General features: G+C 45.9%; 20 protein-coding genes, 1 pseudogene and 1 other annotated feature. Of the genes and pseudogenes, 18 read left to right on the forward strand and 3 right to left on the reverse strand.

Annotation, left to right across the window (positions count from 1 at the left end):
- Positions 1 to 68 precede the first annotated feature (68 nt).
- From speD to hemG, 11 genes are all read left to right on the forward strand, one after another.
- The gene (gene speD, locus QFZ78_RS31035; RefSeq protein WP_057306176.1) at positions 69 to 476 is read left to right on the forward strand and encodes an adenosylmethionine decarboxylase; all 408 of its coding nucleotides are present in this window, start codon (positions 69 to 71) and stop codon (positions 474 to 476) included.
- Positions 477 to 602: 126 nt separating this feature from the next.
- Entirely contained in the window at positions 603 to 1,139 is a 537-nt protein-coding gene (locus tag QFZ78_RS31040; protein WP_307553208.1) for an S-adenosylmethionine decarboxylase, read from the forward strand.
- 221 nt (positions 1,140 to 1,360) lie between these two features.
- On the forward strand, positions 1,361 to 2,764 hold the full coding sequence (gene hemA, locus QFZ78_RS31045; RefSeq protein WP_307553209.1) for a glutamyl-tRNA reductase: 1,404 nt from the start codon (positions 1,361 to 1,363) through the stop codon (positions 2,762 to 2,764).
- A gap of 33 nt (positions 2,765 to 2,797) precedes the next feature.
- Positions 2,798 to 3,628 (forward strand): cytochrome C assembly family protein, encoded by an 831-nt coding sequence (locus QFZ78_RS31050; protein ID WP_307553210.1) that lies wholly within the window; start codon positions 2,798 to 2,800, stop codon positions 3,626 to 3,628.
- A gap of 5 nt (positions 3,629 to 3,633) precedes the next feature.
- Positions 3,634 to 4,305 (forward strand): precorrin-2 dehydrogenase/sirohydrochlorin ferrochelatase family protein, encoded by a 672-nt coding sequence (locus QFZ78_RS31055; protein ID WP_307553211.1) that lies wholly within the window; start codon positions 3,634 to 3,636, stop codon positions 4,303 to 4,305.
- A gap of 80 nt (positions 4,306 to 4,385) precedes the next feature.
- Complete coding sequence (gene hemC, locus QFZ78_RS31060; RefSeq protein WP_307553212.1) at positions 4,386 to 5,333, forward strand: hydroxymethylbilane synthase; 948 nt, start codon at positions 4,386 to 4,388, stop codon at positions 5,331 to 5,333.
- Between the two features lie 5 nt (positions 5,334 to 5,338).
- Complete coding sequence (gene cobA / locus QFZ78_RS31065) at positions 5,339 to 6,871, forward strand: uroporphyrinogen-III C-methyltransferase (protein WP_307553213.1); 1,533 nt, start codon at positions 5,339 to 5,341, stop codon at positions 6,869 to 6,871.
- A 67-nt stretch (positions 6,872 to 6,938) separates the two neighbouring features.
- Positions 6,939 to 7,931: a porphobilinogen synthase gene (gene hemB, locus QFZ78_RS31070; protein WP_307553214.1), complete on the forward strand. Its 993-nt coding sequence runs from the start codon at positions 6,939 to 6,941 to the stop codon at positions 7,929 to 7,931.
- 211 nt (positions 7,932 to 8,142) lie between these two features.
- Positions 8,143 to 9,207: a uroporphyrinogen decarboxylase gene (hemE, locus tag QFZ78_RS31075; RefSeq protein WP_307553215.1), complete on the forward strand. Its 1,065-nt coding sequence runs from the start codon at positions 8,143 to 8,145 to the stop codon at positions 9,205 to 9,207.
- Between the two features lies 1 nt (position 9,208).
- On the forward strand, positions 9,209 to 10,156 hold the full coding sequence (gene hemH, locus QFZ78_RS31080) for a ferrochelatase (RefSeq protein ID WP_307553216.1): 948 nt from the start codon (positions 9,209 to 9,211) through the stop codon (positions 10,154 to 10,156).
- Positions 10,153 to 11,619: a protoporphyrinogen oxidase gene (gene hemG, locus QFZ78_RS31085; protein WP_307553217.1), complete on the forward strand. Its 1,467-nt coding sequence runs from the start codon at positions 10,153 to 10,155 to the stop codon at positions 11,617 to 11,619. Before hemH ends, hemG begins: the two co-directional genes overlap by 4 nt.
- Here hemG and QFZ78_RS31090 read toward each other — a convergent pair.
- Positions 11,616 to 12,275, reverse strand: coding sequence for a Crp/Fnr family transcriptional regulator (locus tag QFZ78_RS31090; protein WP_307553218.1), 660 nt, complete (start codon positions 12,273 to 12,275; stop codon positions 11,616 to 11,618). The genes hemG and QFZ78_RS31090 overlap by 4 nt on opposite strands.
- A gap of 70 nt (positions 12,276 to 12,345) precedes the next feature.
- Here QFZ78_RS31090 and hemL point away from each other — a divergent pair, with 70 nt between their 5' ends.
- The gene (hemL, locus tag QFZ78_RS31095) at positions 12,346 to 13,644 is read left to right on the forward strand and encodes a glutamate-1-semialdehyde 2,1-aminomutase (RefSeq protein ID WP_307553219.1); all 1,299 of its coding nucleotides are present in this window, start codon (positions 12,346 to 12,348) and stop codon (positions 13,642 to 13,644) included.
- Positions 13,645 to 13,707: 63 nt separating this feature from the next.
- Here the strand turns inward: hemL and QFZ78_RS31100 are convergent, their stop codons facing one another.
- A complete protein-coding gene (locus tag QFZ78_RS31100) occupies positions 13,708 to 15,216 on the reverse strand; it encodes a phosphodiester glycosidase family protein (protein WP_307553220.1) in 1,509 nt (502 codons plus the stop codon).
- A gap of 281 nt (positions 15,217 to 15,497) precedes the next feature.
- Here QFZ78_RS31100 and QFZ78_RS31105 point away from each other — a divergent pair, with 281 nt between their 5' ends.
- From QFZ78_RS31105 to QFZ78_RS31130, 6 genes and pseudogenes are all read left to right on the forward strand, one after another.
- Positions 15,498 to 16,385 (forward strand): RluA family pseudouridine synthase, encoded by an 888-nt coding sequence (locus QFZ78_RS31105; protein WP_307553221.1) that lies wholly within the window; start codon positions 15,498 to 15,500, stop codon positions 16,383 to 16,385.
- 96 nt (positions 16,386 to 16,481) lie between these two features.
- Positions 16,482 to 16,856, forward strand: a pseudogene (locus QFZ78_RS38790) (LysM peptidoglycan-binding domain-containing protein); the annotation flags it as partial.
- 843 nt (positions 16,857 to 17,699) lie between these two features.
- Positions 17,700 to 17,952, forward strand: a binding site (T-box leader).
- A gap of 99 nt (positions 17,953 to 18,051) precedes the next feature.
- Positions 18,052 to 20,721 (forward strand): valine--tRNA ligase, encoded by a 2,670-nt coding sequence (locus QFZ78_RS31115; RefSeq protein ID WP_307553223.1) that lies wholly within the window; start codon positions 18,052 to 18,054, stop codon positions 20,719 to 20,721.
- A 61-nt stretch (positions 20,722 to 20,782) separates the two neighbouring features.
- The gene (locus tag QFZ78_RS31120; protein WP_307553224.1) at positions 20,783 to 22,168 is read left to right on the forward strand and encodes a bifunctional folylpolyglutamate synthase/dihydrofolate synthase; all 1,386 of its coding nucleotides are present in this window, start codon (positions 20,783 to 20,785) and stop codon (positions 22,166 to 22,168) included.
- 7 nt (positions 22,169 to 22,175) lie between these two features.
- Positions 22,176 to 23,564, forward strand: a complete 1,389-nt coding sequence (murC, locus tag QFZ78_RS31125; protein WP_307553225.1) for a UDP-N-acetylmuramate--L-alanine ligase — start codon at positions 22,176 to 22,178, stop codon at positions 23,562 to 23,564.
- 160 nt (positions 23,565 to 23,724) lie between these two features.
- Positions 23,725 to 25,074: an SPOR domain-containing protein gene (locus tag QFZ78_RS31130; protein ID WP_307553226.1), complete on the forward strand. Its 1,350-nt coding sequence runs from the start codon at positions 23,725 to 23,727 to the stop codon at positions 25,072 to 25,074.
- Between the two features lie 49 nt (positions 25,075 to 25,123).
- Here QFZ78_RS31130 and QFZ78_RS31135 read toward each other — a convergent pair whose 3' ends face one another.
- On the reverse strand, positions 25,124 to 26,368 hold the full coding sequence (locus tag QFZ78_RS31135) for an N-acetylmuramoyl-L-alanine amidase (RefSeq protein WP_307553227.1): 1,245 nt from the start codon (positions 26,366 to 26,368) through the stop codon (positions 25,124 to 25,126).
- Between the last annotated feature and the right edge of the window lie 57 nt (positions 26,369 to 26,425).

A 26,425-nucleotide genomic window follows, 5' to 3' on the forward strand; every position in this document is an offset into this window, starting at 1 on the left:
AATGACGTAGGTCCTAGCGGATGAAATTTTTTTCAGACATTTTATTCCTAGGAAGGGGGAACCGAAAGATGGAAACAGAATACTCAACTTTCGGAAGACACGTTGCTGTAGATACTTGGGGGGTAGATTTCGAACTTCTGAACAATGCAGATTGGCTGCAGGCTCAGATGGTAGAAGCTGCCGAGGTATGCGGAGCAACCGTACTATCTGTACAATCCAAGCAATTTGAACCACAAGGAGCAACTGTACTTGTTATGTTGTCCGAGAGTCATCTCTCCATTCATACTTATCCTGAGAGAGGTTTTGCCGCGCTTGACTGTTATACTTGCGGTGAGACAGTGGACCCTCAATTAGCAATTGACTTTATGGTATCCGTATTGAAACCAGAAACATTCTATGCGAAGAAATTAGTTCGCGGAATGGGTGAACTGCAAGTAGAAACTCCTGAAATGAAGCAAGCAGAGCTTGTTAAATAAAAATCTGCGCATAACAATAACGATAACCACGGAGAAATCCGTGGTTATTTGTTTGTCCAGATACCCATACAATGTTATTGCGACACATGTCCGAGCATGAAGCAAACATGAACTGGGGGAACGGATTTGAAACAGAAAATAGTTAGAAAAGCAGTGATTTACAGTATTGTACTTTTTCTCATCATCTGGCCTATCTATCAGCTCGTTCAAATACTTGGTCCTCATAAAGAAGAGCACGACGCTACTCATCTACTGTATCAAGTATCTCTGTTTCAGATGGAACTTCTGAAGAGCTATCTGGAGGAAGCTGCCCAAAGCAAAGATACCGAAGGATTGGATGCTGTGGGGCAAGCTCTATACTCGGCAAGTTATACGCATGAACGCCTGGTGCTTGCTGCGGGAGGAAGTGAATATCTGACTTCACTGGACAGTATGACCCAGCTAACGCAGTACTTGAAGCGTCTGCAGGTGGGGGGAGAGCGAACGTTAAAGGCAGATGAGATCCAGGTTTTGAAGGATGTTTGGCTTCAGTACAAGAGTCTATACGAACTGTATGAGAAACTCATGGCTTCGAATGGCGATATTGTCTCGTCCCAAAATACGAAGCTAACTGAGCTAGATCGAAATTTAACCTCTTTTATACGAAAAAAAGGACTTCAATAAGAATATATAGGGATCTTTTTTTGAGTGGAGCCAAAGATCCCTAAGCGGAGAGACTTTGAGCTACGCTCAAAGATCCCTATATTAGGTATATAGAAACGAAATGCTGTTAAAACTAACGAGCAGAATGAAGCATTCATAAATTATACAAAAAATTTGTCGGATTGCTTGTTTTGCTGTGCTATAATGGTTCATAGAAATAGACGGAAAGGCAGGTGGTACCTTTGCATATTATCGCACTTGGCTTGAATTATCGTACGGCCCCGGTAGAAATTCGGGAAAAGTTCGCTTTTTCCGATCAGGATTTACCTAAGGCATTGGCAGAATTGAAAGACACGAAAAGCATATTGGAGTGTGTAATTGTCGCCACCTGCAATCGCACGGAAATCTACGCTGTTGTGGATCGGCCGCAGATGTGCAGTCATTACTTGACTCACTTCATTGAACGTTGGTTCCAAGTCAGTAAGGATCAATTCCAAAAGCATTTATATATGTATGAAAATGAAAAAGCGATTGAACATTTATTCCGCGTAACAAGCGGTTTAGATTCTATGGTTATTGGGGAAACCCAAATTCTAGGACAAGTGCGGGATGCTTTTTTATCATCTCAAAATATGAAAGCAACCGGGGCTTATTTCAATACATTGTTTAAGCAATCCGTGACACTTGCCAAAAAAGCACACTCCGAAACAGGCATTAGCAATAATCCAGTTTCCGTCAGCTACGCCGCTGTGGAACTTGGTAAACGAATATTTGGTACTTACATGAACAAGACGGTTATGATTATTGGTGCTGGTAAAATGAGCGAACTCACAGTGAAGCACCTTTATGCAAATGGCGCTAACAAAGTTATCGTGGTTAACCGAACGTTTGAACGTGCAGTAGAATTGGCTGAGAAATTTAACGGCACTCCATGTACCATCGATAACATGCTGGAGCATTTAGCGGAAGTGGATATTATTATAAGTTCAACGGGCGCTCCGGGATATGTTCTTACGAAGAATGATATTCAGTCCTATGTTCAAAAGAGAAAATCACGTCCGCTTTTCATGATGGACATTGCGGTCCCACGTGATCTAGATCCACAAATTAGCGGCTTACCTAATGTTTTTCTTTATGATATCGATGATCTGGAGAATATCGTAGATAAACATTTGCAAGAGAGAAAGAAAGAAGCAGCAAAGATTGAAACAATGATTGAGTCTGAAATGGGTGTTTTCGAACAATGGACGAAGACGCTAGGTGTAAGTCCAGTTATTAGCGCTCTTCAGACAAAAGCGAGCCAGATCCATGAAGAGACAATGGATAATATGTTAAAGAAGCTGCCTGACCTAGATGAACGTGAAATTAAAGTTATTCGTAAATTGACGAAAAGTATTGTGAATCAAGTGCTGAGAGACCCGATCCTTCGCATTAAGGAAATGGCGGGTGAGCGTCATGGTGATGACGCGCTTGAGCTATTCACGAAACTGTTTGCCCTGGAAGAGACCCTTGAACAACAAGAGCAAGCCAATCAGTTAGCACAGGAACTAGAAGCCGGGCATAAAGCAGTTGAAGCTAAGCAGATGCTGGATGATAAGTTGTCCGTGCTTAGTTTACAGAACGCTGATGTTCTAGCCCAATCTTGAAGAAAAGGGCGCTAATCGCCTAGGAGAGGTGCCATGGTAACACGTAGCTGGTTGTTTGATGCGATGATTTATATGTATGCCCTGAGCCTATTGTTTTACTTTTCGGATTTCGCTAATGCGAACCGAAGCGCGAAACGGATGGGGACGGGGCTGCTTTTGTTTGTATGGGTTCTACAAACCGCTTACTTAGGAATTAACTTGTATGGTCATTTAACGGAATGGGCGTTTGCCCGGTCGGACGTACTTTTTATGTTTTCGTGGTTGATTGTCACGATTTCACTGTTGATTAACCGATTTTTCCGCATTGAATTGTTTGTATTTTTTGTGAATGTGCTCGGTTTTGCCATTTTGGCTTTGAATGTATTCAGTAATCCGAATGTAACGCCAATTAAGCCCGATTGGGACATCAATGATGAGCTATTATTTATCCATATTACCTTAGCGATTGGCAGCTACGTGGCCTTCTCGATTGCAGCTATTTTCTCAGGCATGTATGTGTTCTTACACAAAATGTTGAAGGCGAAGAAATTTTCTCAAACGGTTATGAGATTACCTTCACTTGAGAAAATTGAACATTACACCTATCTCTCCGTTATTATCGGGGCACCCTTGCTTCTTATGGCTTTAAGTTTGGGTGTGGTCTGGGTTGTACTAGAAGGAGATCGTAATTTACTTTATGATCCTAAGGTGATTAATTCATTTTTTGTACTGGCAGCGTACGCTTTCTATTTATTTCAGCAGCATTCTATGCGAATTTCGGGCAATAAACTGGCAGCTTGGAACCTCGCGGCATTCTTGATTGTTGTTCTCAATTTCGTGGTTTCTAATTTGGTTTCAGGTTTTCATGGCTGGATATGGAGTTAACGACGATGAATCATCCCTATCCAATTATGATGAATCTGTCTGGACGCCGATGTTTAGTTGTCGGCGGCGGGGCTGTGGCTGAACGAAAGGTGAAATCACTGCTGCAAGCAGGTGCCCATGTAACGATTGTAAGCGCAGAATTTACTAAGGGACTTATGGAGATGGAGAACCAAGCTGAAGTGGTTCTGTATAGGCAACCGTTTGATCCATCGATCATGATCGATGAAAGCGCAGATCTTGTGCCGTACACCTTGGTTGTAGCTGCAACGAATGTTGCGTACGTTAATGCTCTCGTTCATGAGGTAGCATCCCGACAGGGGAAGCTAGTCAACGTTGTCGATCAACCTCAATTGAGCTCCTTCATCGTGCCTTCTGTTGTTCGAAGAGGGAAGTTAGTTATTGCGGTTTCAACAGGTGGAGCTAGCCCTTCGGCTGCCCGTAAAATTGCTCAAGAATTAGACAACGTTTATGGCGAGGAGTATGAAACTTACCTCGATTTCCTTAGTGATTTGCGGCTATTGATTCAGAGTAGGGTGGCCGATAAACAAGCTAGACAAAGTATGTTTAAAGAGATGCTCGAATGGGACGTTCTCGCCAAAATACGCGAGGGTACGTTTGAGAGTTGGAAAGAGAAGCTCTACATAACCTTAGAGAAAGAACCTTGGATGCAGGGGTAAGTTGGAGATAGAGGTACGGATCTATCTGCTTGGTCAGCTATCAAGGATATCGGGCAGCAAGTATAGGGAGGCGGGTAGAGATGAGAACAATCATCGTAGGAACTAGGCAAAGCGCGTTGGCACTAACTCAGACAGGGCAAGTTGTGGAGCTCTTAAAACAGCTGGCAGCTGAACATGGGATCGCTTGTCAATTTGAAATTAAGAAAATTGTCACGAAGGGCGACCGCATCTTGGATGTCACCTTGTCCAAGGTAGGCGGTAAGGGTCTGTTCGTCAAGGAAATCGAACAGGCACTCGTGGACGGCGATATCGACATGGCCGTCCACAGCATGAAAGATATGCCCTTCGAGCTACCCGAAGGGCTGGTCGTCGGAGCGGTGCCGAAGCGTGAGGATCCGCGCGATGCGCTGATCACACGCGGGCACCGCTCCCTGGACGAGCTGCCGCAAGGCGCGCTCGTCGGCACCAGCTCGCTGCGGCGCGCCAGCCAGCTGCAGCACCTCCGCCCGGACCTCCGCATCGAGTCGGTCCGCGGGAACATTGATTCGAGGCTGCGGAAGCTCGATGATGAGAACTTCGATGCGATTCTGCTTGCCGCGGCCGGTTTACACCGGATCGGCTGGCAGGATCGCATCAGCGCGTACTTGCCGCCCGAGATCTGCCTCCCTGCCGTAGGGCAGGGGGCGCTGTGCATCGAGTGCCGGGGCGGCGACGCCTTCATGCTGGACCTGCTGAGCAGGTTCCAGCATGAGCCAACCGCGCTCGCGGTGCGAGCAGAGCGGGCTTTCCTTGGCAGACTCAACGGAGGCTGCCAGGTGCCGCTCGGCGCTTACGCGAGCATAAGCGAAGACAGCAGCGGATCAGAGTTGCCGCTGCTCACTTTAACGGGCATGGTCGGTACGCCGGACGGCGTGACCATGCTCAAGGAAACAGCTTCCGGGAGCGATCCGGAAGCGCTTGGTTTGCTTGTTGCTGATAAGCTTATTGCGCAAGGCGCTGAACGTATCCTAGCTGAGGTAAGGAAGTGAGCATCGTGAACAAAGGAAGAGTCTATCTCGTTGGTGCAGGTCCCGGAGATCCTAAACTCATCTCGGTTCGCGGTATGGAAGCCATTCAGAAAGCCGATGTCATCGTTTATGACCGGCTGGCCAACCCTCGTCTACTCAAGCATCGTAGACCGGAAGCAGAGTTGATCTTTGTCGGCAAGCTTCCGGACAAACATATATTAAAGCAAGAAGAAATTAATCAATTGCTCGTAGATCTGGCTCTTCAGGGGAAAGTTGTGACTCGACTTAAAGGCGGCGATCCCAGCATCTTCGGTCGAGTTGGCGAGGAAGCGGAGCTGCTCGCAGATAACGATGTGACCTTCGATATTATTCCAGGTATCACATCCTCGATTGCAGTTCCTGCCTATGCGGGTATTCCAGTCACCCATCGCGACTTCACATCGTCCTTTGCGATTATTACCGGTCATGAATACCCGAATAAGACTTATTCCAGTTTGGACTGGGAGAATCTGGCTAAGGCGATTGGCACCATGGTCTTCTTAATGGGTGTAGCGAATCTTGAACAAATTTGTCGCGAATTGATTCGCTGCGGCAAACCGCCAGAAATGCCTGTTGCGCTCGTCAGGTGGGGAACATGGGCGGATCAACAAACGCTTACGGGAACGTTGGCCGATATTACGGAGAAGGTAAGAGCAGCTAATTTCAAATCACCAGCCGTTATTATTGTTGGAGAAGTTGTTAAGCTGCGTGAGAAGCTGGCCTGGATAGAGAAGAAACCGCTCTTCGGGCGTCGAGTGCTTGTCACTAGAGCTAGAAGTCAAGCAAGTGAGCTAGTGGATTTAATTGATGACATGGGTGGAGAAGCGGTCGAATTCCCTGTTATTCGATTACAACCGCCAAGTCGCCCTGAGGCCATTCAAGCATTGGATCTGGCGCTAGACAAGCTTGATGAATTTGACTGGGTGTTACTGACAAGCGTAAACGGAGTGGAGTATTTTTTCCGCAGGCTGCGTGAAAAAGGGATTGATGTACGCAAAATGGGGAAGGCTCGCATTGCAGCCGTTGGCCCGAAGACAGCCGAGGCGCTAGCTGAGCGTGGCATCATTGCGGATGTACTCCCGGCCAAATATCAAGGAGAGGGTATCCTGGAAGCTATTCAAGCTGATTTGAAAGCCGGTCAGAAGGTGCTATTACCTACGGCTGACCTGGCCCGTGAATATTTGCCTGTTAAGCTCAAAGAGCTCGGTCTTGAAGTAACTGAGGTCGATGTTTATGAGAATGTACTCGTGACAGAAGATGGGGATGAAATCATTCATCTTTTGCAAAATCAAAGCATTCATATTATAACTTTTACAAGCTCATCTACGGTTACAAATTTACTTGAAGCCTTGCGCCAGCTGGGTGTGGAAGAACCGCTATCCTTGCTGCAAGGGGTTGAAATTGCTTGTATTGGACCCAAAACTGCAGAGACGGCAAGTCAATGTGGACTGCCAATTACGTATATGGCTGAAGAGGCTACCGTTGCTTCATTAGTACAAAGTATTTCTCAACCTAAATAATAAAAATGCCACAGATGCAGCTTCTTAGGAGCTGCATTTGATCGCCAATAAGGAGGCGGAATTCTTCATGAGTTTCCCTATCGTTCGTAATCGCCGCTTACGCGGCAATGCAGCTATTCGTAATCTGGTGCGTGAAAATCAAGTGACTGTTCACGATGTTGTACAACCGATCTTTGTTACACATGGTACGAACATCAAGTCAGAAATTGCTTCGATGCCAGGTGTTTATCATTTTTCTTTAGACAGAGTACAAGAAGAGATCGAAGAAATTACAAAGCTTGGCATTCAAGCTATTCTTTTGTTTGGTGTTCCGGATCATAAAGATGCGACAGGAACTTCCGCTTTCATGGATGATGGCATTGTGCAGCAAGCGGCTCGTTTTATTAAAGAATTGAACCCGAATTTGCTCATTATTGCCGATACGTGTCTTTGTCAGTTTACGGATACAGGTCACTGTGGTGTTATTCATCATCATCCGGTTACTGGACAGGCGGATGTGGCAAATGATGCTTCCTTGGAGCTGTTGGTTCGTACGGCTGTATCGCAAGCCAAAGCAGGTGCTGATATTATTGCTCCTTCCAACATGATGGACGGTTATGTACATGCTATTCGTTCAGGATTAGATGAAGCTGGCTACGAGAATACACCGATTATGGCCTATTCCGTTAAATATGCATCGGCTTACTACGGTCCATTCCGAGATGCTGTGGATTCAACACCGCAATTCGGTGACCGCAAGACGTATCAAATGGATCCAGCCAACGGGCGCGAAGCCTTGCGTGAAGCGGAAAGTGACGTTGCAGAGGGCGCTGATTTCCTTATGGTGAAACCAGCTCTTGCTTATATGGACATCATTCGGATGCTGAAGGATAACTTCGATTTGCCGGTTGTTGCCTATAATGTGAGTGCGGAATATTCGATGATTAAGGCTGCGGCCATGCAGGGCTGGGTTAATGAAGAGGCTATCGTGATGGAAACAATGACGAGCTTCAAACGTGCTGGTGCTGATATCATCTTGACTTATTTTGCAAAAGATATTGCTCGATATTTGAAAAAATAGCTAATTTCCAAATAGAACCATTCACCTAAGATGCAGAGGCGAGCAGTTTCCGGAGGAAACGATCAGCATGTAGTCTTAGTGCGGATGGTTCTTTTGTCATACTTTTGTCGCAAAACATAAGCTTTCTTCAGTTGTGACAGGGGTATAATTAGGGCATAATGAATGAGAATAGATGGAAACCGAGTGTTTCGGAAAAAGAGGAAGGTGCCTCATGACCTACAACGATAATTTTATTAAAGCATGCCGAAAAGAACAAGTAGATACGCTGCCCGTGTGGTATATGCGTCAAGCTGGACGTTACGATCCGGATTATCGGAAAATCAAAGAAAAGTACTCACTGCTCGAAATTTGTCAGCAACCAGAGCTGGCTGCGGAAGTTACCATGATGCCCATTAAAAAGTTGGGTGTTGATGCGGCCATCTTATATTCGGACATTATGAATCCCGTTGCTTCACTTGGGATCGATTTTGATATTGTCAAAGATGTGGGTCCTGTGATTCATACGCCAGTTCGGACAGCACAAGATGTTGAGCGCCTGCGTCCTATAGATGTGGAGAAAGATTTATCGCATATTATTCAAACGATCCGAATCTTAGATAAGGAGCTTGAGGTTCCCCTCATCTCTTTTGCGGGTGCGCCATTTACGATTGCGAGCTACTTGATTGAAGGTAGACCATCCAAAAGCTATATTCGTACGAAGCAGCTTATGTACTCTGAACCAATCGTCTGGTTTGCCTTAATGGAGAAGCTTGGTGATATGGTTATTACGTACTTGCGAGCGCATATTGCTGCGGGTGCCAAGGCTGTTCAAGTATTTGATAGCTGGGTTGGCGCGCTTTCTCCAGCGGATTTTCAAATGTATGTGCTGCCGACAATGACGCGAATATTCAAAGAACTTGCGGACTTGAAGGAGCCAAAGATTTATTTCCCAGGCGTGAGTTCAGGGGAGTTACTTCCTTATCTCAAAGACATCCAAGCGGATGTCATTGGTCTAGATTGGCGGATTCCAATTTCTGTAGGCCGCGGGAGAGTTGGCGAGCGCTTTGCCGTGCAAGGAAACTTGGATCCCTATATTTTAACAGCTCCGATGAGCGTTATTGAGCAACAGGCGAAAGCCATTATCGATGAGGGTATCCAGCAACCAGGTTATATCTTTAACCTTGGCCATGGCTTATTCCCAGAGGCATCGCTTGAGAAGTTAAAGGATTTGACTACATTCATTCATACTTACTCACATTCCGTATTAATGCAGCAAGCAGAAAAGAGTGGTGTTTAGCATGGCGAATCAGCGTATTGGTGTTCTAGTCATGTCTTATGGTACTCCGGAAAGTTTGGATCAAGTTGAAGCTTATTACACACATATTAGACGTGGGCATCCTCCAACTCCTGAGCAGCTGCATGAATTAACTGTTCGTTATGAGGCAATTGTCGGAGGGTTCTTCCCGCTGCGTGAAAATACGAACAAGCAGGTTAAAGGCCTGGAGAATACACTTCGTCAAGAACACCCAGATCTTGAATTCGTCTGTTATCAGGGCCTGAAGCATGCTCAGCCTTATGTAGAAGACGGTGTGGAACAAATGGTTAAGGAAGGTATTACTGAGGCTGTGGGAGTCGTTCTAGCCCCTCACTATTCCACTATGAGCGTTGGCGGGTACGTGAAAAGAGCGAAAGATAAGGCAGAGTCACTGGGTTTGAAGATTGATTTCGTTCTTGACTACCATCTTCATCCTAAACTGCTTGATGCCCTTAGCACACGTGTTGACAAAGCCTTGGCGAAATTCTCCGATGTGAATCGAAATGATGTACGTGTTATCTTTACTGCGCATAGCTTGCCTGAGAAAATACTTGAAATGAAAGACCCATACCCAGATCAATTGCTTGCCACTTCCAAAGTCATTGCTGAACGTGTAGGTTTGACGAATTGGCAGTTCGGTTGGCAAAGCGCCGGGCAAACAGCGATGCCGTGGCTAGGTCCGGATATCTTGGATGTTTTACGTAAGATCAATCAAGAGGAAAGTGTCAAGAATGTTCTCCTATGTCCGATCGGCTTTGTTTCGGATCATCTGGAGGTTCTCTACGATATTGATATTGAAGCACAGGCCCTGGCCAAGGAGCTTGGACTGCATTTGGAACGAACAGAATCGCTAAATACAGACCCTCTGTACCTGGAAACATTGAGTGATGTTGTATACAAGAAATGGAAAGAGGTCACCCGTTTATCATGAGTACTAGGATTCCTCACTACATGATTGTTGGCGGGGGGATTACGGGGCTTAGCGCAGCTTTTTACTTAAAGAAAAGGTTGGAGTCAGCGGGAGCTCCTTATCGTCTTTCTGTGGTGGAGAAGTCCCCGACATTTGGCGGGAAAATTCATACCATAGAGCGAGAGGGTTTCGTTATTGAAAAAGGGCCGGATTCCTTCCTTGCACGAAAGCGCCCTATTATTGATTTGGCTTATGATCTCGGGCTTGAACATGAGCTTACAGGAACGAATCCTGGGGCGAAAAAGACCTACATTGTGCGACAAGGCAAGCTGCACCGTATGCCGCCTGGCTTAGTGCTCGGCATACCAACGCAAATGACACCGTTCATGAAGACGGGCCTCATTTCTCCATTAGGTAAAATGCGAGCTGCACTTGATTTGATCCTTCCTAAGCGTGAATTATCGACGGATGAATCTCTTGGGCATTTTCTGGAGCGCCGTTTAGGGAAAGAAGTTCTTCAGCGTATCGTGGAACCGCTTCTAGCGGGGATTTATGCAGGTGATACGTTTAAGCTTAGTTTGAAAGCAACGTTCCCGCAGTTTCGAGCGATGGAGCAGAAGCATCGAAGTTTAATTCTAGGGATGATGGCCAGCCGCAAAAATGTGAGTGAAGAAAGTGCTCACTTACCATCTGCGGTTCGTAACTCGCTTTTTGTGACGTTTAAGAAGGGGCTTCAGACGTTGGTTTCGGGCTTAGAAGACGCCTTGAAGACTGTGGATCTACGAAATGGCGTTGGGGTTCTATCCGTTCGTAAAATGGGGCAGCAGCAAGCCGAGGTTATCTTTGAGGATGGGCATAGTGAAATAGTAGATGGTGTTATCTTAACTACGCCTACTTATCAGGCAGCCCAGTTGTTAGCAGATTTGCCTGCAGCAGAGCAGCTTAAGAAGATTGACTATATTTCCGTGGCGAATGTTATTATGGCTTTCGATCGCAAAGACATCCCTTTTGAACTGGATGCCTCGGGCTTTCTAGTGCCAAAAACCGAGGGCAGGACGATAACTGCGTGTACCTTAACATCTGCTAAATGGCTGCATACAGCCCCAGACGGGAAGGTGCTTCTGCGCTGTTATATCGGTCGTGCAGGTGAGCAAGAGTGGCCGGAGTGGTCGGATGAACAACTGATTAGCAAAGCTCGTCATGATTTGAGGGAATTGTTAGGACTAAAGGCGGAGCCGCTCTTTACGGATGTAACTCGCCTCATGCATTCCATGCCACAATATCCAGTGGGTCATCTGGAGCAGGTTGCGCAGTTCCGTGAGAAGCTTGCTGCAGCTATGCCTCATGTTCTAATTGTAGGTGCCGGGTTTCATGGAGTAGGTCTCCCTGACTGTATAAGGCAAGGTAAAGAGGCTGCGTGGCAGCTTGCGGACCTGATCCATAACCAGTCACAGGAAGCCGTAGAAACAGCCAGTTCGATTTAACGAAGCTTGGCCAGATCTAATTTGAAATCTGATGATGAAATGGTCAAGATTTGTTTTTCTTCCAGATCACGAATCACCTGCATGAGCGTCACCTTTTGTACGCCGGCTAGTTGAGATATTTCATCAAAGTTAAGCACGAGCTTAATCGTAATCATAGTTCCATTACGCAACCCATGCTTATTGGCCATTTTGATCAAGCTTTTGATGACACGCGTTTTCGCGTCTAGGAAGGTCAAGTCGAATACTTGTTGATTCGTATCGCGCAGTCGACTGCTGAGCTCTTGCATAATGCCGAGTGTAATGTCAAAATGAGTGCGTAGCAGATCAAGGAAATTTTGTCCTGTTAATGTGAGAAGCACACTGTCCTCCAAAGTTTGAGCCGAAGCAGAGCGCGGCTTGCCATCAATCAATGAAAGTTCACCAAAGCTTTCGCCTGAATTGCAGATGGACAATATTTTTTCCTCACCGGAGCTGCTTGTTGTGAAAATTTTGACAGAGCCGCTGAGGACCATATAAAAGACGGAGCCGACTTCTTTTTCGGAAAATAGGACGGTACTCCTTGTAAAGGAACGTCTTGTACAAATCTGAGCTAGAGCGTTGAATTGTTCTTCATTCAATTGGGAGAATAAAGGTACTTTTTTGATGATATCGATCATAGGGGTACCGCCTTTATTTGTAGTAAGTCAACTCATTTTATCATAGATAGATTACTGGGGGTATGAAATTATGGAAAATTCGAGTAGAATCGACACGCGCTCTTCGGCCGCCTTTCAAGAAGCAAAGAAGATCATTCCAGGTGGAGTGAACAGTCCTGTTCGTGCCTTTAAGTCGGTTGGTTTAACACCTTTGTTCATGGAGAAAGGCTCAGGTTCTCGCGTAACGGATATTGACGGCAATACCTTTATCGATTATGTAGGATCTTGGGGTCCATTAATCGTAGGACATGCTCACCCTGTTGTGCTGGAAGCCATTAAAGGTGCGGCGGAAAAAGGGACAAGCTTCGGTGCTCCGACGCTTCTAGAAACGGAAATGGCAAAGCTGGTCATTGAACGGGTGCCGTCTATTGACATGGTTCGCATGGTGAATTCAGGGACGGAAGCGACCATGAGCGCCCTACGGTTAGCCCGCGGTTTTACAAAGCGCGACAAGATCGTGAAATTCGAAGGAAGCTACCATGGTCATGCGGATGCATTATTGATCAAGGCTGGCTCCGGTGTAGCCACACTTGGCCTTCCAGACAGTCCAGGAGTCCCGAATAGCGTGGCCTCGAATACGATCACCGTGCCTTACAATGATTTGGCATCCGTTAAATTAGTGTTTGAAAAGTTTGGGGAAGAAATCGCGGCTTTAATCGTTGAGCCGATTGCAGGTAATATGGGAGTAGTGCCTCCAGCTGAAGGGTTTTTACAAGGATTACGTTCCATTACTCAACAATATGGAACTCTGCTAATCTTCGATGAAGTGATGACTGGCTTTCGTGTGCATAAACACTGCGCTCAGGGCTTGTACGGCGTTACACCTGATTTAACATGTCTAGGTAAGGTTATTGGCGGAGGACTTCCTGTTGGCGCTTATGGAGGCCGACTGGACATCATGGAGCAGATTGCTCCTGCAGGTCCAATCTATCAGGCAGGTACATTATCCGGCAATCCACTAGCGATGGCTGCAGGCTTCGCAACGTTATCCTTATTGGGTGAGCCCAATGTCTATGAGGAACTGGAACGCAAGTCCGCGAAGCTGGAAGCTGGATTCGCTGAGAATGCTGCTGAATTTGGTGTTGCAAGCACAATTAACCGAGTAGGATCTATGATATGTCCATTCTTCACCGAGAAGGCTGTTACGAATTACGAAACAGCCAAAACGTCTGATCTAGCTAAGTTTAACGCTTATTTCGGCCATATGCTCGATTTGGGAGTTTCGGTTGCACCTTCGCAATTCGAAGGGATGTTTGTATCTACGGTTCATTCCGATGAAGATATCGCTGCCACAATCGATGCACATCGTGAAGCGTTGAAGCAATTATAAGTTTGCGAACATACAAAGACCTGGCCAACGCGGCCAGGTCTTTTGCTTATTTATGTAGAAGATTTAGTTTGTTTTTGTGGTTGGAGCAACGGTTGGAGATGGCAGTGCACTATTCCCATTGTTTGTTTGCCCTTGGTTAGGGCTTGTACTTGGTGTAGGCGTCGGGCTCGGCTTTGATGATGTGGAAGCTCCTGGTGAGGAGCCTCCTGTGCCTGTGCCAGAACCTGTGCCGGTATTGCCAGTGCCTGTACCTGTTCCAGAGCCAGTGCCTGTACTAGGAGAAGGACTTGGCATCGTAGAAGGTGTCGGTGAAGTTTCAGGCTTCACTGACGGACTTGGTTTGACAGTACCAGTACCTGATCCTGAAGGTGAATTAGACGTACCATTCTTACCAGTTTCATTGCTGGATTCAGGTTTGGTTGACGTTGTTGGAGTTGCAGTTGATTTTGGTGTAGTTGTTGCTTTAGGCGGATTCGCCTTTTTAGTTGCTTGTTCCTTCAGGAAATCAGGGTGGTCATAGGCTCCGCCTGGATCGATTGTCTTAAGTCCTTCCCAAACATTTTCCACCTTTACTTGGTCAGGATGATCAAATACTAGAAAAGCAGAAGGTAAGCGACGCTCCCCATAACGACTTGAGGGTTTCGTAATCAGCTCATCGTTGTATACCATCTCGGAGGAAGCTCCGCCATCCAAGAAGCCTGCATTAATGACGCCATCTGCGAGAAAAAGATCCTGAACTTCTTTAAGCGTCGCGCCTACACTGTGCGTTTGTCGGCCGTCGATCACGATGAAGATAACCGTTCCGTCGGCTTTTTGTCCCACAGCTGTACGAGGTGCGCGTCCCCAGCCTCCGTCACCGCTAGTAATAAGCGGTTTTCCGTTAGCAATAACACGCGGATAGAAGGATACGGCGTCAGTGACACCAAGTTTAAGCAAGTCGTCAATCGCATATTTCCCGATAATGAGTGTGCCTTCTTTGGTGAATCCAACAATCTGTTGAGGAATGCTGCCTTCTTGGTCTGTATAAAGAATTTCTCCGCCGGACATAATAACACCAATTGGCGCAAATCCGTTTCCAAGTCCGTCTGGATCGTTGAAGCCTCCACCATTTACGCCCGCGACAGCGCCAGTGCGCTCTACCATGGCTGTGATTCTTTCCCCTTCACCTTGCTTAGCGGGTACTATTACACGAATTGTTCGTGGGTCATAGACATACATTTTTTTGCCTTTCCAAAACTGACCAGAAATATCTTCGACTTTCACGAGACTTTCTGTGGAACGATTTTTGTTGAATTGAACCGCTCGCAAATCTTGTTTTTCAACAGAGTTGATTTCGGTCAAATTTTGCACCTCGAGAACCATCTGATCTCTACGCTCTGCACCAACGAAAATCCAAGCCCAATCACGATGCTGCGTCGTAATAACGGTTTTAGCCAAATATTCGCGTATATATTCTCCAGGTGTGGTTAGAAATAAGAAGCTTGAACTAAGAAAAGTACAAACAGCAATAACGAGAAAAGTGCGTTTCAGCCAACTATAACTCCGAAAATGCTCTAATATTGAACTACCCAAGGTTGTTCCTCTCCTGCTCTATTAATCTATTTGGAATTTAATATTTAATAAGTAATGTCGAAAAAAAACAATACAAGATTTATATTATCATATTTTTGTATGCAATTGTTAATGGTAATTGTTAAAATAAAGTGTACATAATCCCTATTTTCTTAAGGAGTAATGAATTCTATGAAACGATATTACTTTTTTGATTTTCCAATAGATCTAATGGCAGTTGTTTTTGTGTTTCTACTATTTTTGCTCGTCATCTATTTATCTTTTCGTAAAGGAACACTTACATGACAGAGTGGAAGCGCAGCGGTGAATGGTTGGAACTCCCCGTTCCAAATCCGTTATGGAAACCTCTTAAACCAGGGGCAATAGAAGAATTAGCAGCTAAACTGCCAGTTCCTAGAAAGTACTTTCTTCGACTCGCCTCTCAAGGCCTTATTCGGATTCAGGATGACAAAATTCGACTTCATGCGTTTCCTGAAGAGAAGGCTGCTTTCAAACCTGAGCCTTATGATCTTGGCATTTTGTATGAGGACGACTTTTGCCTTGTTGTTAATAAACCGGCAGGCATGTCTGTTCATCCAGCAGAAGCAGGACAAAGCGGTACATTGGCTTCTGCGGTAGCCTTCTATTTTGAATCCACTGGCCAGGCTTGCGGGGTTCGGCATATACATCGTTTAGATCAAGATACGACCGGAGCTGTACTTTATGCCAAAAATGAGTGGGCGCATGTGCTTCTTGATGAGGCAATGCGCGATAAACGGATTGATAGACGCTATGTGGCGCTAGCTGAAGGCGTATTCCGAGTAAAACAAGGATCGATAGATGAACCTATTGGTAAAGATCGTTATATCTCAGGCAAGCGGAGAGTTTCACCTAGCGGCGATCAAGCGGTAACGCATTATCGGGTTTTACAGCAAATGAAGAAAGCAGCCTTCGTGGAATTGGAACTAGAAACAGGGAGAACCCATCAAATTAGGGTCCATCTTAGTCACTTAGGCCACCCATTAGTAGGGGATTCCCTTTATGGGGGTTCATCGCGGTTGTTTCATCGACAAGCCCTGCATGGAGAGAGGCTTTTGTTCGATCATCCTGTTACTCAAAAGCAGGTCATCGTGCATGCTCCTCTACCGCAAGATTTCAATCTTTTACTAGAAGAAGTTTCAGTCCTGTAAAAATGTAGTCATGCCTAGCCCTTCCCACCCATATACTTTTAGAGACAAACAAGTAAATGGCCAAACAATCCGAATGCTGTCCAGCATCTGGATTTGATGGAAGGGAGGATTAATTCGGTGTCTGAACAACAACCAGGTTTAAGATTCGATATCTATGAACGCGTTCATTTGCAAGAAGATTTGGCGGGGATACAAGAATTAAATGATGTAGAATTGCTTCCTCATATTCAGGTAATTACTTTGGATGATCAGGCAATCCTGAAAGGAAACTTGCTGCTCACGGGCAATTATTTCAGTGAAGAAGGAAGTACCCCCAGATCACTAGAGCACCTGATTCCAGTCGAGATCACATTACCTTTAAATCGCATTCATCGTGTGGAAGATATTCAGGTTGAGATTGAAAATTTTGATATTGATCTTTTATCGGCCAGAAGTCTGAACGTTACAGGTGTTCTTTCCCTGCAAGGCGTCGAAATTGTTTCGGTTCCGCTGGAGAGCTGGCAGGAAGAAGAGGAAGTTACTTTCGTTCATGAGGTTAACATCCCAAGGTTCGAGCCGCCTATGACCTATCAGCCACAGCCCGAACAGGAACCACTGGCAGTTCCAACCATACGAGAACCCGTAAATGTAGCGTCTTATTCTGATGCTCTTCCTAATGTGGCTCCCATTCAAGAGGCTGGTTCTGACGATGGTCTAGTTGTAGTGGAGATTGAACAAACCGAATTAAAGGTGACACCCCATCAAGAAAGCACGGTGGTTACGGAAGACAAGAAAGAACTCAAAGTCGCCTTTGGCAAAAAGGCGGATGAGGCTGTGGACATCAACCCGTACGGTATTAAATCGCTTCTTTCTAAGGCAGGCTCGTATCTCACCGATAAGAGGAATGCAGAAGCGGAAGCGCAAGCTGCGCTTGCGGAAGAGACGCGAATAGATGCCGTGGAGTGGAAGCGGCTATTTCTTCAAAGCAACACAGGAACGCAAGAGTTTAGGAAACTAAAAATGTGCATTGTTCAGAAAGAAGATACGTTGGATTCGATTGCCAAACGGTATCAACTCAACCCGCGTGAGCTTCAACTTCTGAATCGTATGAATGATCAGGAAATTTCAGTTGGGCAGGTTATTTATCTGCCTAGATAAATAACAGATACATAGGCAAGAGCCTTTGGCTGCTTATAGCGGCTGGGGGCTCTTATTCATTTTCGTAACATCTTTCGGAAGCAAGCATATTTTATGCATAAAAGGTAATACTGGAATGATATATTGACTCTATTTCAAATGTTCGATATCATATGATATAAACCATTTTGAGTAATATTGGAAACGTTGATAGGGAGTAGTAGGCGGTAAGCCCTTCAGAGAGTGGAACTGGTAGCGCTGAAAGGTTCCATAGGAAGCAACCGAACGAAGTCGCCCTGGAGTTGTGAGTGTGATTGTATGCGCCCGTTTATGCGGTGAGCAGCATTAGCATTCGCCGGCCGCAGCCGTTATCTGTTTGAGAGCCACGCGCTTCTTTTGAAGCTGCGCGGAATGAAGGTGGTACCACGGAAGCAAGCCTTTCGTCCTTTGCGGGCGGAGGGCTTTTTTTGTTTGAATGGACGCCGATGTAAGATGACTTACAGGCCTTATAAGCCTGTTTAACAGAGATAATAGTAATGGAGGTAATCTTATGACTGAAGCTAATGAGACCAAAGAACAATTGCAAATGCCTACTACGTACGATCCAAAAGAAGCTGAGCGCAAGTGGTACGATTACTGGATTAAAAATGAATTTTTCAAAGCGGGCACCCGTCCTGATGCAGAAACCTACACCATTGTGATTCCGCCTCCGAACGTAACAGGTATGCTGCATATCGGGCATGCGCTTGATTTTACACTGCAGGATATTTTAATTCGTACCAAAAGGATGCAGGGTTATGACGCACTATGGCTGCCTGGATCTGATCATGCGGGTATTGCTACCCAAACAAGGGTAGAGCAAAAGCTCCGCGAGCAAGGACAATCACGTTATGATCTCGGACGCGAGAAGTTCTTGGAGAAGGTGTGGGAGTGGAAAGAGCTATATGCGAATACAATTCGTGAGCAATGGGCCAAAATGGGCTTCTCGTTGGACTATTCGCGTGAGCGATTCACCTTGGATGAGGGCTTATCACAAGCTGTTCGTGAAGTATTCGTAAGTCTTTATGAGAAAGGCCTCATCTATCGCGGGAATTATATTATTAACTGGGATCCAGCGGCTCGTACAGCGCTATCTGACATTGAGGTAGAATATAAAGAGGTGCAAGGCGCCCTCTATCACTTAGAATACAAAACAACCGACGGAACAGGTTCAATCGTTGTTGCCACAACACGTCCTGAGACGATGCTTGGCGATACAGCGGTTGCTGTTCATCCGAAGGATGAGCGCTACCAGCATCTCATCGGCAAAACGCTGCTTCTCCCGATCGTGAATCGCGAGATTCCGATCATTGCGGATGATTATGTTGAAAAAGAGTTCGGAAGCGGCGCCGTAAAAATTACACCGGCTCACGATCCGAATGACTTCGAAGTCGGGAAGCGTCACGACCTACCGCAAATTCTGGTTATGGACGAAACCGGCACGATGAACGCGAATGCGGGTCCTTACCAGGGGAAAGATCGTTTTGAATGCCGCAAGCAAATTGTCGCTGACTTGAAGGAGCAAGGTGTTCTTATCAAAATAGAGGAACACGTTCATCAAGTAGGTCATAGCGAGCGCAGCGGCGCAGTGATCGAGCCTTATTTATCAACGCAATGGTTTGTGAAAATGCAGCCGCTTGCTGATCAAGCGATTGATGCACAAAAAACAGGTAAAGGTGTTAACTTCGTTCCGGATCGTTTCGAGAAAATTTACTTAAACTGGATTGAAAACGTGCGTGATTGGTGTATTTCCCGTCAGTTGTGGTGGGGACATCGCATTCCTGCCTGGCACTGCGCGGATTGTGGCCAAATCACGGTAACACGTGAGGATGCTACGGCTTGCTCGCACTGCCAAAGCACGAATTTGAACCAAGACAACGATGTGCTTGATACATGGTTTAGTTCCGCATTGTGGCCGTTCTCTACACTTGGCTGGCCGAATGAGACTGAGGATATGAAGCGTTTCTATCCGACGAATGTACTGGTTACCGGCTATGACATCATTTATTTCTGGGTAGCAAGGATGATCTTCACCGCACTTGAATTTACGGATCAAATTCCGTTTAAAGATGTATTGATGCATGGTCTCGTACGGGATTCCGAAGGCCGCAAAATGTCAAAATCTCTTGGCAATGGAGTCGATCCGCTTGAAGTAATCGAGAAATACGGCGCTGATGCTATGCGCTATATGATTTCGACGAGCAGCACACCGGGGCAAGATCTACGTTTCCGTTGGGAACGTGTGGAGCAGGCGCGGAATTTTGCGAATAAGATCTGGAATGCATCTCGCTTTGCTTTAATGAATCTCGAAGGTGTAACCGCAGCAGATATTGATCTTACAGGTCAACTAGGCACGGCAGACCGCTGGATTCTGCACCGTCTGAATGAAACTGTTCGTGACGTGACTCGTCTCATCGACAGCTATGAATTCGGTGAAACTGGCCGATTGCTGTACAATTTCATCTGGGATGATCTCTGTGATTGGTACATTGAGTTCAGTAAATTAAGCTTATACGGGACAGATGCGTCTGCTAAGAGTAAAACTCAGTCCGTACTTGCGTATGTACTTGACCATACGCAACGTTTGATTCATCCATTCATGCCGTTCATTTCGGAAGAGATTTGGCAGCATCTGCCGCATGTGGGTGAGACGATTACGCTTGCCTCTTGGCCAGTAGAGAATGAGGCTTTCGAATCGCCTGACGCTGTTCGCGAGATGGAACTGTTGATGGACGTTATTCGTTCTGTTCGTAATATTCGGGCCGAAGTGAATGTGCCTATGAGTAAGAAAGTTGAACTGCTTGTAAAGCCAGCTAGCAGCGATACGCTGAGTATTCTCCGCAGCAATGAGGAATACCTGAAGCGTTTCTGTAATACTTCTCTACTCCAAATTGACGCTGAAATGGCAGCACCAGAGAAAGCTATGACAGCTATCATTACAGGAGCTGAGCTTTTCTTGCCGCTGGCTGGTCTTATCGACATTGCGCAAGAGCTGACGCGCTTGGATAAAGAATTACAATCTTTGCACGGTGAAGTAGAGCGTATCGAGAAAAAACTAGGCAATGAGGGCTTTGTTGCCAAGGCGCCAGCTAAGGTCATTGAGGAAGAAAAGGCAAAGCTTGCTGATTATGCCGATAAGCGAGACAAAGTGATTGCGCGATTAGCGGAGTTAAAAGGATAATTGCAGTAAATCAAACGATTGCCTAGTTACGAAAACAAGCTGATTCATATAGTAAATGAGGATGAAATCGATGGATAAAATCAAAGACACCCCTTCGGCTGAATTCCAGACAGCGCAAGAAGCCATTGCCTGGATTGTCGGCCGGATGGAGAAGCTCGGTATGAAACCGGGGCTTCAACGAATGCAGTTGCTGATGGAGAAACTGGGTCACCCCGAACGTAGGCTGAAATTCATTCATGTGGCTGGGACGAATGGCAAAGGCTCTACATGTGCCTATCTATCTTCTGTTTTGCAAGCTTGTGGATATGACGTTGGAACATTCACGTCTCCTTATTTGGAAAAATATACGAATCGTATCCAAGTGAATGGAGCCGACATTCCGGACGACGTGCTGCTCAGACTGGTGAATGAAATGAAGCCAATCGTTGACGAAATCGCAGAGACTGAAGTCGGTCCTCCGTCTATGTTTGAAATTTCGACTGCGCTTGCGATCATGCATTTCGGCAAAGTGGCATATCCCGATTACGTCGTATGGGAAACAGGTCTCGGGGGAAGGCTGGATAGCACGAATATTGTGAATCCCGTCGTAACCATTATTACGAATGTAGGCCATGACCATATGGAAATCTTGGGGGATACACTCGAATTAGTCGCAGCAGATAAAGCGGGTATTATTAAAGCTGGTGTACCTGTTATTACAGCTGTTGAGCCGCATGAGGTTTGGAGTGTGATCGATCAAACAGCCAAGGCGAAAAAAGCAACACTCTACTCACTTGGTGGACAATTCAATTACACGAATGTGACAAGTGAGCTAGATAGCCAAACATTTGATTTTAGCGGGCCGTTTCGAAATATTAATGGTGTACCGATTACGTTAAACGGAGAGCACCAATTAAAGAACGCAGCCGTGGCCGTAATGACGCTTGAAGTTCTTCGTCAATATTATGCCTGCATCGTAGATGATGAGGATCTGTTCAAAGGACTCAAGGAGACACGTTGGCCGGGCAGGCTTGAGATGGTTTCGAGCGAACCTCGTATATTACTCGATGGCGCTCACAACCCCGAAGGGGCCGCAACACTGGCTTCCGCGCTCCAAAGTGTATATACTTACCGTAAACTTCATATGATGGTAGGAATGCTCTCGACGAAGAATCATACAGGCTACTTAAGGCATATACTACCATTGGTGGATACTCTTATTATTACGGAACCCGATTTTCATAAAAAAGGTGACGCTTCTATGCTCGCTGAGATTGCAAGAGGGCTGCTGCGCGAGATGAACCGTGAGGTAGATATCATTGTCGAGCGAGATTGGAAGCGAGCCTTAGAAACACTAACAAGTAGAACTGAGCAGGATGATCTGGCGGTCGTATCCGGCACGCTGTATTTAATCTCTGATGTTCGTTCTTGGATTACCTATCAAACCGATTCTGAAAAAGGATGGTGAGAACGGCGTGAGTCAAGCAGAACACGTACATTTTATAGGCATCGGCGGATACGGCATGAGTGCCATTGCCAAAGTCATGCTGGAAATGGGATACCGGATATCTGGTTCCGATCTGGCGCAGCAAGAGCTTACAGAAAAGCTGAAAGCGAAGGGTGCTCAAGTTTTCATCGGACATGAAGCTAGGAATGTGTCAGGGGCCGATTTGGTAGTATATTCAACCGCTTTGGCCAAAGACAATGTAGAAATGCAAGCAGCGGAACAATTGAATATTCCGATTATTCATCGCTCACAAATGCTTGCTCGGCTCATGAATGAACGCAAAGGTATCGCCGTAGCTGGAGCCCACGGCAAAACAACAACATCATCAATGATTGCTTTAGTCATGGAAATTTGTGGAATAGATCCGACCTACATCATCGGTGGCGAGATCATGAATGTAGGTAGCAACGCCAAAGCTGGTAAAGGCGAATTCGTCGTAGCAGAAGCGGACGAGAGTGATGGAACCTTCCTTCAATATCACCCTACCCTCGCACTTGTTAACAATATCGAAGCGGATCACTTGGAGAATTATAATGGTGATTTCGAGAATTTGAAGAAAGCTTACAAGCAATTCCTCAGTCAAGTTAGACCTGGAGGTAGAGCTATTGTTTGTCATGATGATGAGTTCTTACGTGAAATGATTCCGCATATTCAAAGCGAAGTTATTACGTATGGCATAGATACTGAGGCTGATTATGTCGCAACAGATATTACATTAGGCGACCGTAAGGTTACGTTTACTGTACAGTTCAAAGGGGCGGCACTTGGTCAGGTTAGCTTGTCCGTACCAGGTAAACACAACGTATATAATGCACTAGCGACGCTTATCACCTGTCTGGAAGCAGGGCTTGCTTTCGAGAAAATTGCAGAAGCTATTCAGGAATTCCGCGGTGCAAAGCGTAGGTTTCAAGTGCTGGGAGAAGTTGCGAACATGTTGGTCATTGATGACTACGCGCATCATCCTACGGAGATTCAAGCAACCATTTCCGCAGCAAAGGCAACAGGGAAACGCATCATAGCTGTATTTCAACCACAACGCTATACGCGAACCTATTATTTATTTGAACAGTTCAGCCGCTCATTTGATGAAGCTGATGAGGTTATTATTACCGATATTTACTCACCTGCCGGCGAGCAGCGGATTGAGGGGATAGATTCAGCCAAACTGGTTGAATTGATCCGCAGTAACAGCAACCCGAATGTTCAGCATATTGCAACTCGGGATGAGGTACTCACCTATTTGATTCAGCATGTGCAGCCTGGTGACTTGGTGTTAACCATGGGAGCGGGCGACATCTGGAAAGCAGCTGACGGTTTAGCGAAATCGCTGCGTAAAAAGTACGAACCAACTAGTTAGAAGAAAGATCGCTGCAAGCCAAATGGCTGGAAGCGGTCTTTTTTTGCTGAAAGAAACATAATGGGGCTCTCTCAATCATAATCTAGTAACAGAAGATTTGGACAAGACGACGCGGCGTTATGCCCGTTTCCAAATAAATTTTACGAGGAGTGATTGAGAGATGAACAAGAATAAAGCAAGAATAACCTACCGTTTCGATCCACAAGAAAACCCGGAATCAACCCGTAGAGCATCGCGAGTACCTGATCAAGAAGAGAAAGTGATACCACTCTATCAGGAAGAATTTAAGGTTATAGATTCTACGATTGACCGTCATACGTCGGATGAGGTTACTCCTTATCATCAAGCGGAGAGGGAGCAAGTCGAACATTTATTTGAACCTCATGCTTTAAATACGTTCACGACGGACTTTGGAAGCTGGAATAGTCAGATTGAAACGGAAGGAGAGCGAGTGGAACGCATCATTCGTGAGTCACAGACTGCCCGTGAGAATCCAGCTGTTGGACATCAGTCAACAGAGAGAGCTGAGCCTATTTCGGACAGACATCGGGATGAGTGGTCATCCTGGGCGTCTAAGGAACCTTATAAGGAACCGGGGACAGGTGCCAGATACGCAAAATCAACGGGTACACCTTGGATTCGAATTGCAACATCAGTGGCAGGAGCGGTAGTGACGGGCATTGCATTTGGCTTCTTTGTTCTCTCCATGTTTTCAAGTGATCGTGAGACCAAAGATACGGCATCGATTACAAATACGATAACCGTTCCTTCGCCTAATGTACAAGCAGCGGTCCCATCGAAAGCGTCAACAGGAGCAACTAAAACGTCTACAGATCAAGCACCTGCTATTCCGGCTGCTGCCTCAGCAGTCACAGCGGTTCAAATTCCTGCGAAATCGTATACGTTCCTTCAAAATGGTGTATTTAGTAACTTACAGGGAGCCCAGGCTATCCAAGATACTCTGAAGAAGAAAGGGTTAGCCACTGCGCTTGACACCACAGATAAGCTAACTGTATTCGTCGGATTTGCCAAAAACCGAGATGACGCTCTCGCATTAAGAGAACAAGTGCAAACAACGGATAAAACCATTGAGGTTTATATGAAAAATATGGATATCCCTGCGGCCACAGGCATTCGTTGGAGCGGCTCGAAACCGGAGTCGGTTCCAACCTTCATTGCCGAAGGTGATAAACTAGTGAATACGATAAATGGATTAGCGCTCGTTCATTTGGATGAGACGAAGCCAACCCCGCTTGCTGAAACGTCGCTGCAATCGATTCGTTCTTCGCATCAGCTCCTTACGACATTGTCGGCCTCTATTAGCGAGGGGGTAGGTGATGACACGAAGCCATTCATGCAAAAAATGACCACATCGATCAACAGTGCGGTTCAATCCATGGAAGAGTACAAGAAGACACCTTCCGCGGCTATGCTATGGCAAGCACAATCGTCCATGATGCAGTATATTATTGCTCAGAGAGAGCTGCTTAAGAAAATAAGCGTGTCCTAATGAAAAAGCAGTGTACCCAAAGCTCTCAAGAGTTTGGACACACTGCTTTTTATTTGTAATAGCGATTGAGCAAGGCAGCAATCTCTGCACGGGTAAGAGTTTGACTAGGTTTAAACGCGGTATCCGTTATACCATCAATGATGCCCTTATTTCTTAGCGCATAAATGGCCTTAGCACTCCATAATGTCTCAGGTACATCGTTGAAAGATGCAGATGATGCTGCAACAGGCGGGTTATTCGTCGTGGTAGACGACATTTGCAAAAGACGATCGAAGAGAAAAGCGACTTCACCTCTCGTAATCGATTGATTGGGTCTAATCGTTCCATCAGAGTAGCCTTGCAGGAGGTTTAAGTTTTTGGCTTTGGCAAATACAGGGCTTGCCCAATGGGAAGACGGCAAGTCTTTGTAATTTTGCTCAGCCGGAGCTTGGCAACCATAAACGATGGCTGTCACGGTTCCGCTCGGCTCACAGACAGCTTTCAACTTGCTGAATGTAAATACCCGATCCATTAATGTGAGAAATTCTGCTCTTGTTAAAGCACGTTCCGGTTCATAACGATTAGCAATACCTTCAATGACTCCTTTATTCTTCATCCGCAAAATCGCATCTCTGGCCCAATGACCAAGTGAATCTGTAAAAAGGGGCGGCGTATAAGCAGCAATCCCATTTGCAATGCCTGAAGCCATTTTAGACCGAACCGAATCGCTTGCAAGCAAAGCTGCGTCACTTGTTTGGCTAAGGAAGGCGGTTTCTACGAGAATACTCGGAATTGTTCCCATTCTGGCTACATAAACAGCACTTGGAATGAGACCTAGGTTTTTGGTACCGACAGCAGCGACTAGTGAATCCAAAACTCGCTGTGCGAGGTCTTTGTTGTACGGAGTTAATTGTTTCATTGCTTCACTTGCTGGATAATCCTCTTGTGGATAATCATTATCGTAGTAGAGAACCATGGTTCCGTTCGCCTTCGCGCTCGGATGTGCATTAGCGTGGATAGATACGAATAAATCCGCTTGTAGCGTATTTGTAAATTCGACGCGCTGTGCGAGCGACCAATAGGAGTCATCTGTTCTTGTTAAGACAACTTCGTAACCTTTTGCGATTAGCTCGTCCCGCACCTTCTGGGTAATGTCCCAATTGACATCTTTTTCACGGAGACCGTTTACACCGATCGCTCCAGGGTCACTTCCCCCATGTCCGGCATCTAGGACAACTTTGTAAGCGAATGCTTGATAAGGAAATACAAATGTAAGTAATAAGGATAAAAGGATAAGTCTTTTAAGTAGAGTCATAAGTTGAAATACCTCCGCTAACTATCTTACTAGGATCGGCTTACGTTGTAAGCTGGT

It is taken from the genome of Paenibacillus sp. V4I5, assembly GCF_030817255.1.
GTDB lineage: Bacteria > Bacillota > Bacilli > Paenibacillales > NBRC-103111 > Paenibacillus_E.

Excerpts from the sequence above, each read along its gene's own strand:
- QFZ78_RS31135 (WP_307553227.1), bottom strand. The coding sequence starts at position 26,368 with ATGACTCTACTTAAAAGACTTATCCTTTTATCCTTATTACTTACATTT.
- hemE (WP_307553215.1), top strand. The coding sequence starts at position 8,143 with ATGACCTACAACGATAATTTTATTAAAGCATGCCGAAAAGAACAAGTA.
- hemB (WP_307553214.1), top strand. The coding sequence starts at position 6,939 with ATGAGTTTCCCTATCGTTCGTAATCGCCGCTTACGCGGCAATGCAGCT.
- QFZ78_RS31050 (WP_307553210.1), top strand. The coding sequence starts at position 2,798 with ATGGTAACACGTAGCTGGTTGTTTGATGCGATGATTTATATGTATGCC.
- hemL (WP_307553219.1), top strand. The coding sequence starts at position 12,346 with ATGGAAAATTCGAGTAGAATCGACACGCGCTCTTCGGCCGCCTTTCAA.
- QFZ78_RS31115 (WP_307553223.1), top strand. The coding sequence starts at position 18,052 with ATGACTGAAGCTAATGAGACCAAAGAACAATTGCAAATGCCTACTACG.
- QFZ78_RS31105 (WP_307553221.1), top strand. The coding sequence starts at position 15,498 with ATGACAGAGTGGAAGCGCAGCGGTGAATGGTTGGAACTCCCCGTTCCA.
- hemH (WP_307553216.1), top strand. The coding sequence starts at position 9,209 with ATGGCGAATCAGCGTATTGGTGTTCTAGTCATGTCTTATGGTACTCCG.
- speD (WP_057306176.1), top strand. The coding sequence starts at position 69 with ATGGAAACAGAATACTCAACTTTCGGAAGACACGTTGCTGTAGATACT.
- QFZ78_RS31120 (WP_307553224.1), top strand. The coding sequence starts at position 20,783 with ATGAAATCGATGGATAAAATCAAAGACACCCCTTCGGCTGAATTCCAG.
- QFZ78_RS31055 (WP_307553211.1), top strand. The coding sequence starts at position 3,634 with ATGAATCATCCCTATCCAATTATGATGAATCTGTCTGGACGCCGATGT.
- QFZ78_RS31090 (WP_307553218.1), bottom strand. The coding sequence starts at position 12,275 with ATGATCGATATCATCAAAAAAGTACCTTTATTCTCCCAATTGAATGAA.
- QFZ78_RS31130 (WP_307553226.1), top strand. The coding sequence starts at position 23,725 with ATGAACAAGAATAAAGCAAGAATAACCTACCGTTTCGATCCACAAGAA.
- hemG (WP_307553217.1), top strand. The coding sequence starts at position 10,153 with ATGAGTACTAGGATTCCTCACTACATGATTGTTGGCGGGGGGATTACG.
- hemC (WP_307553212.1), top strand. The coding sequence starts at position 4,386 with ATGAGAACAATCATCGTAGGAACTAGGCAAAGCGCGTTGGCACTAACT.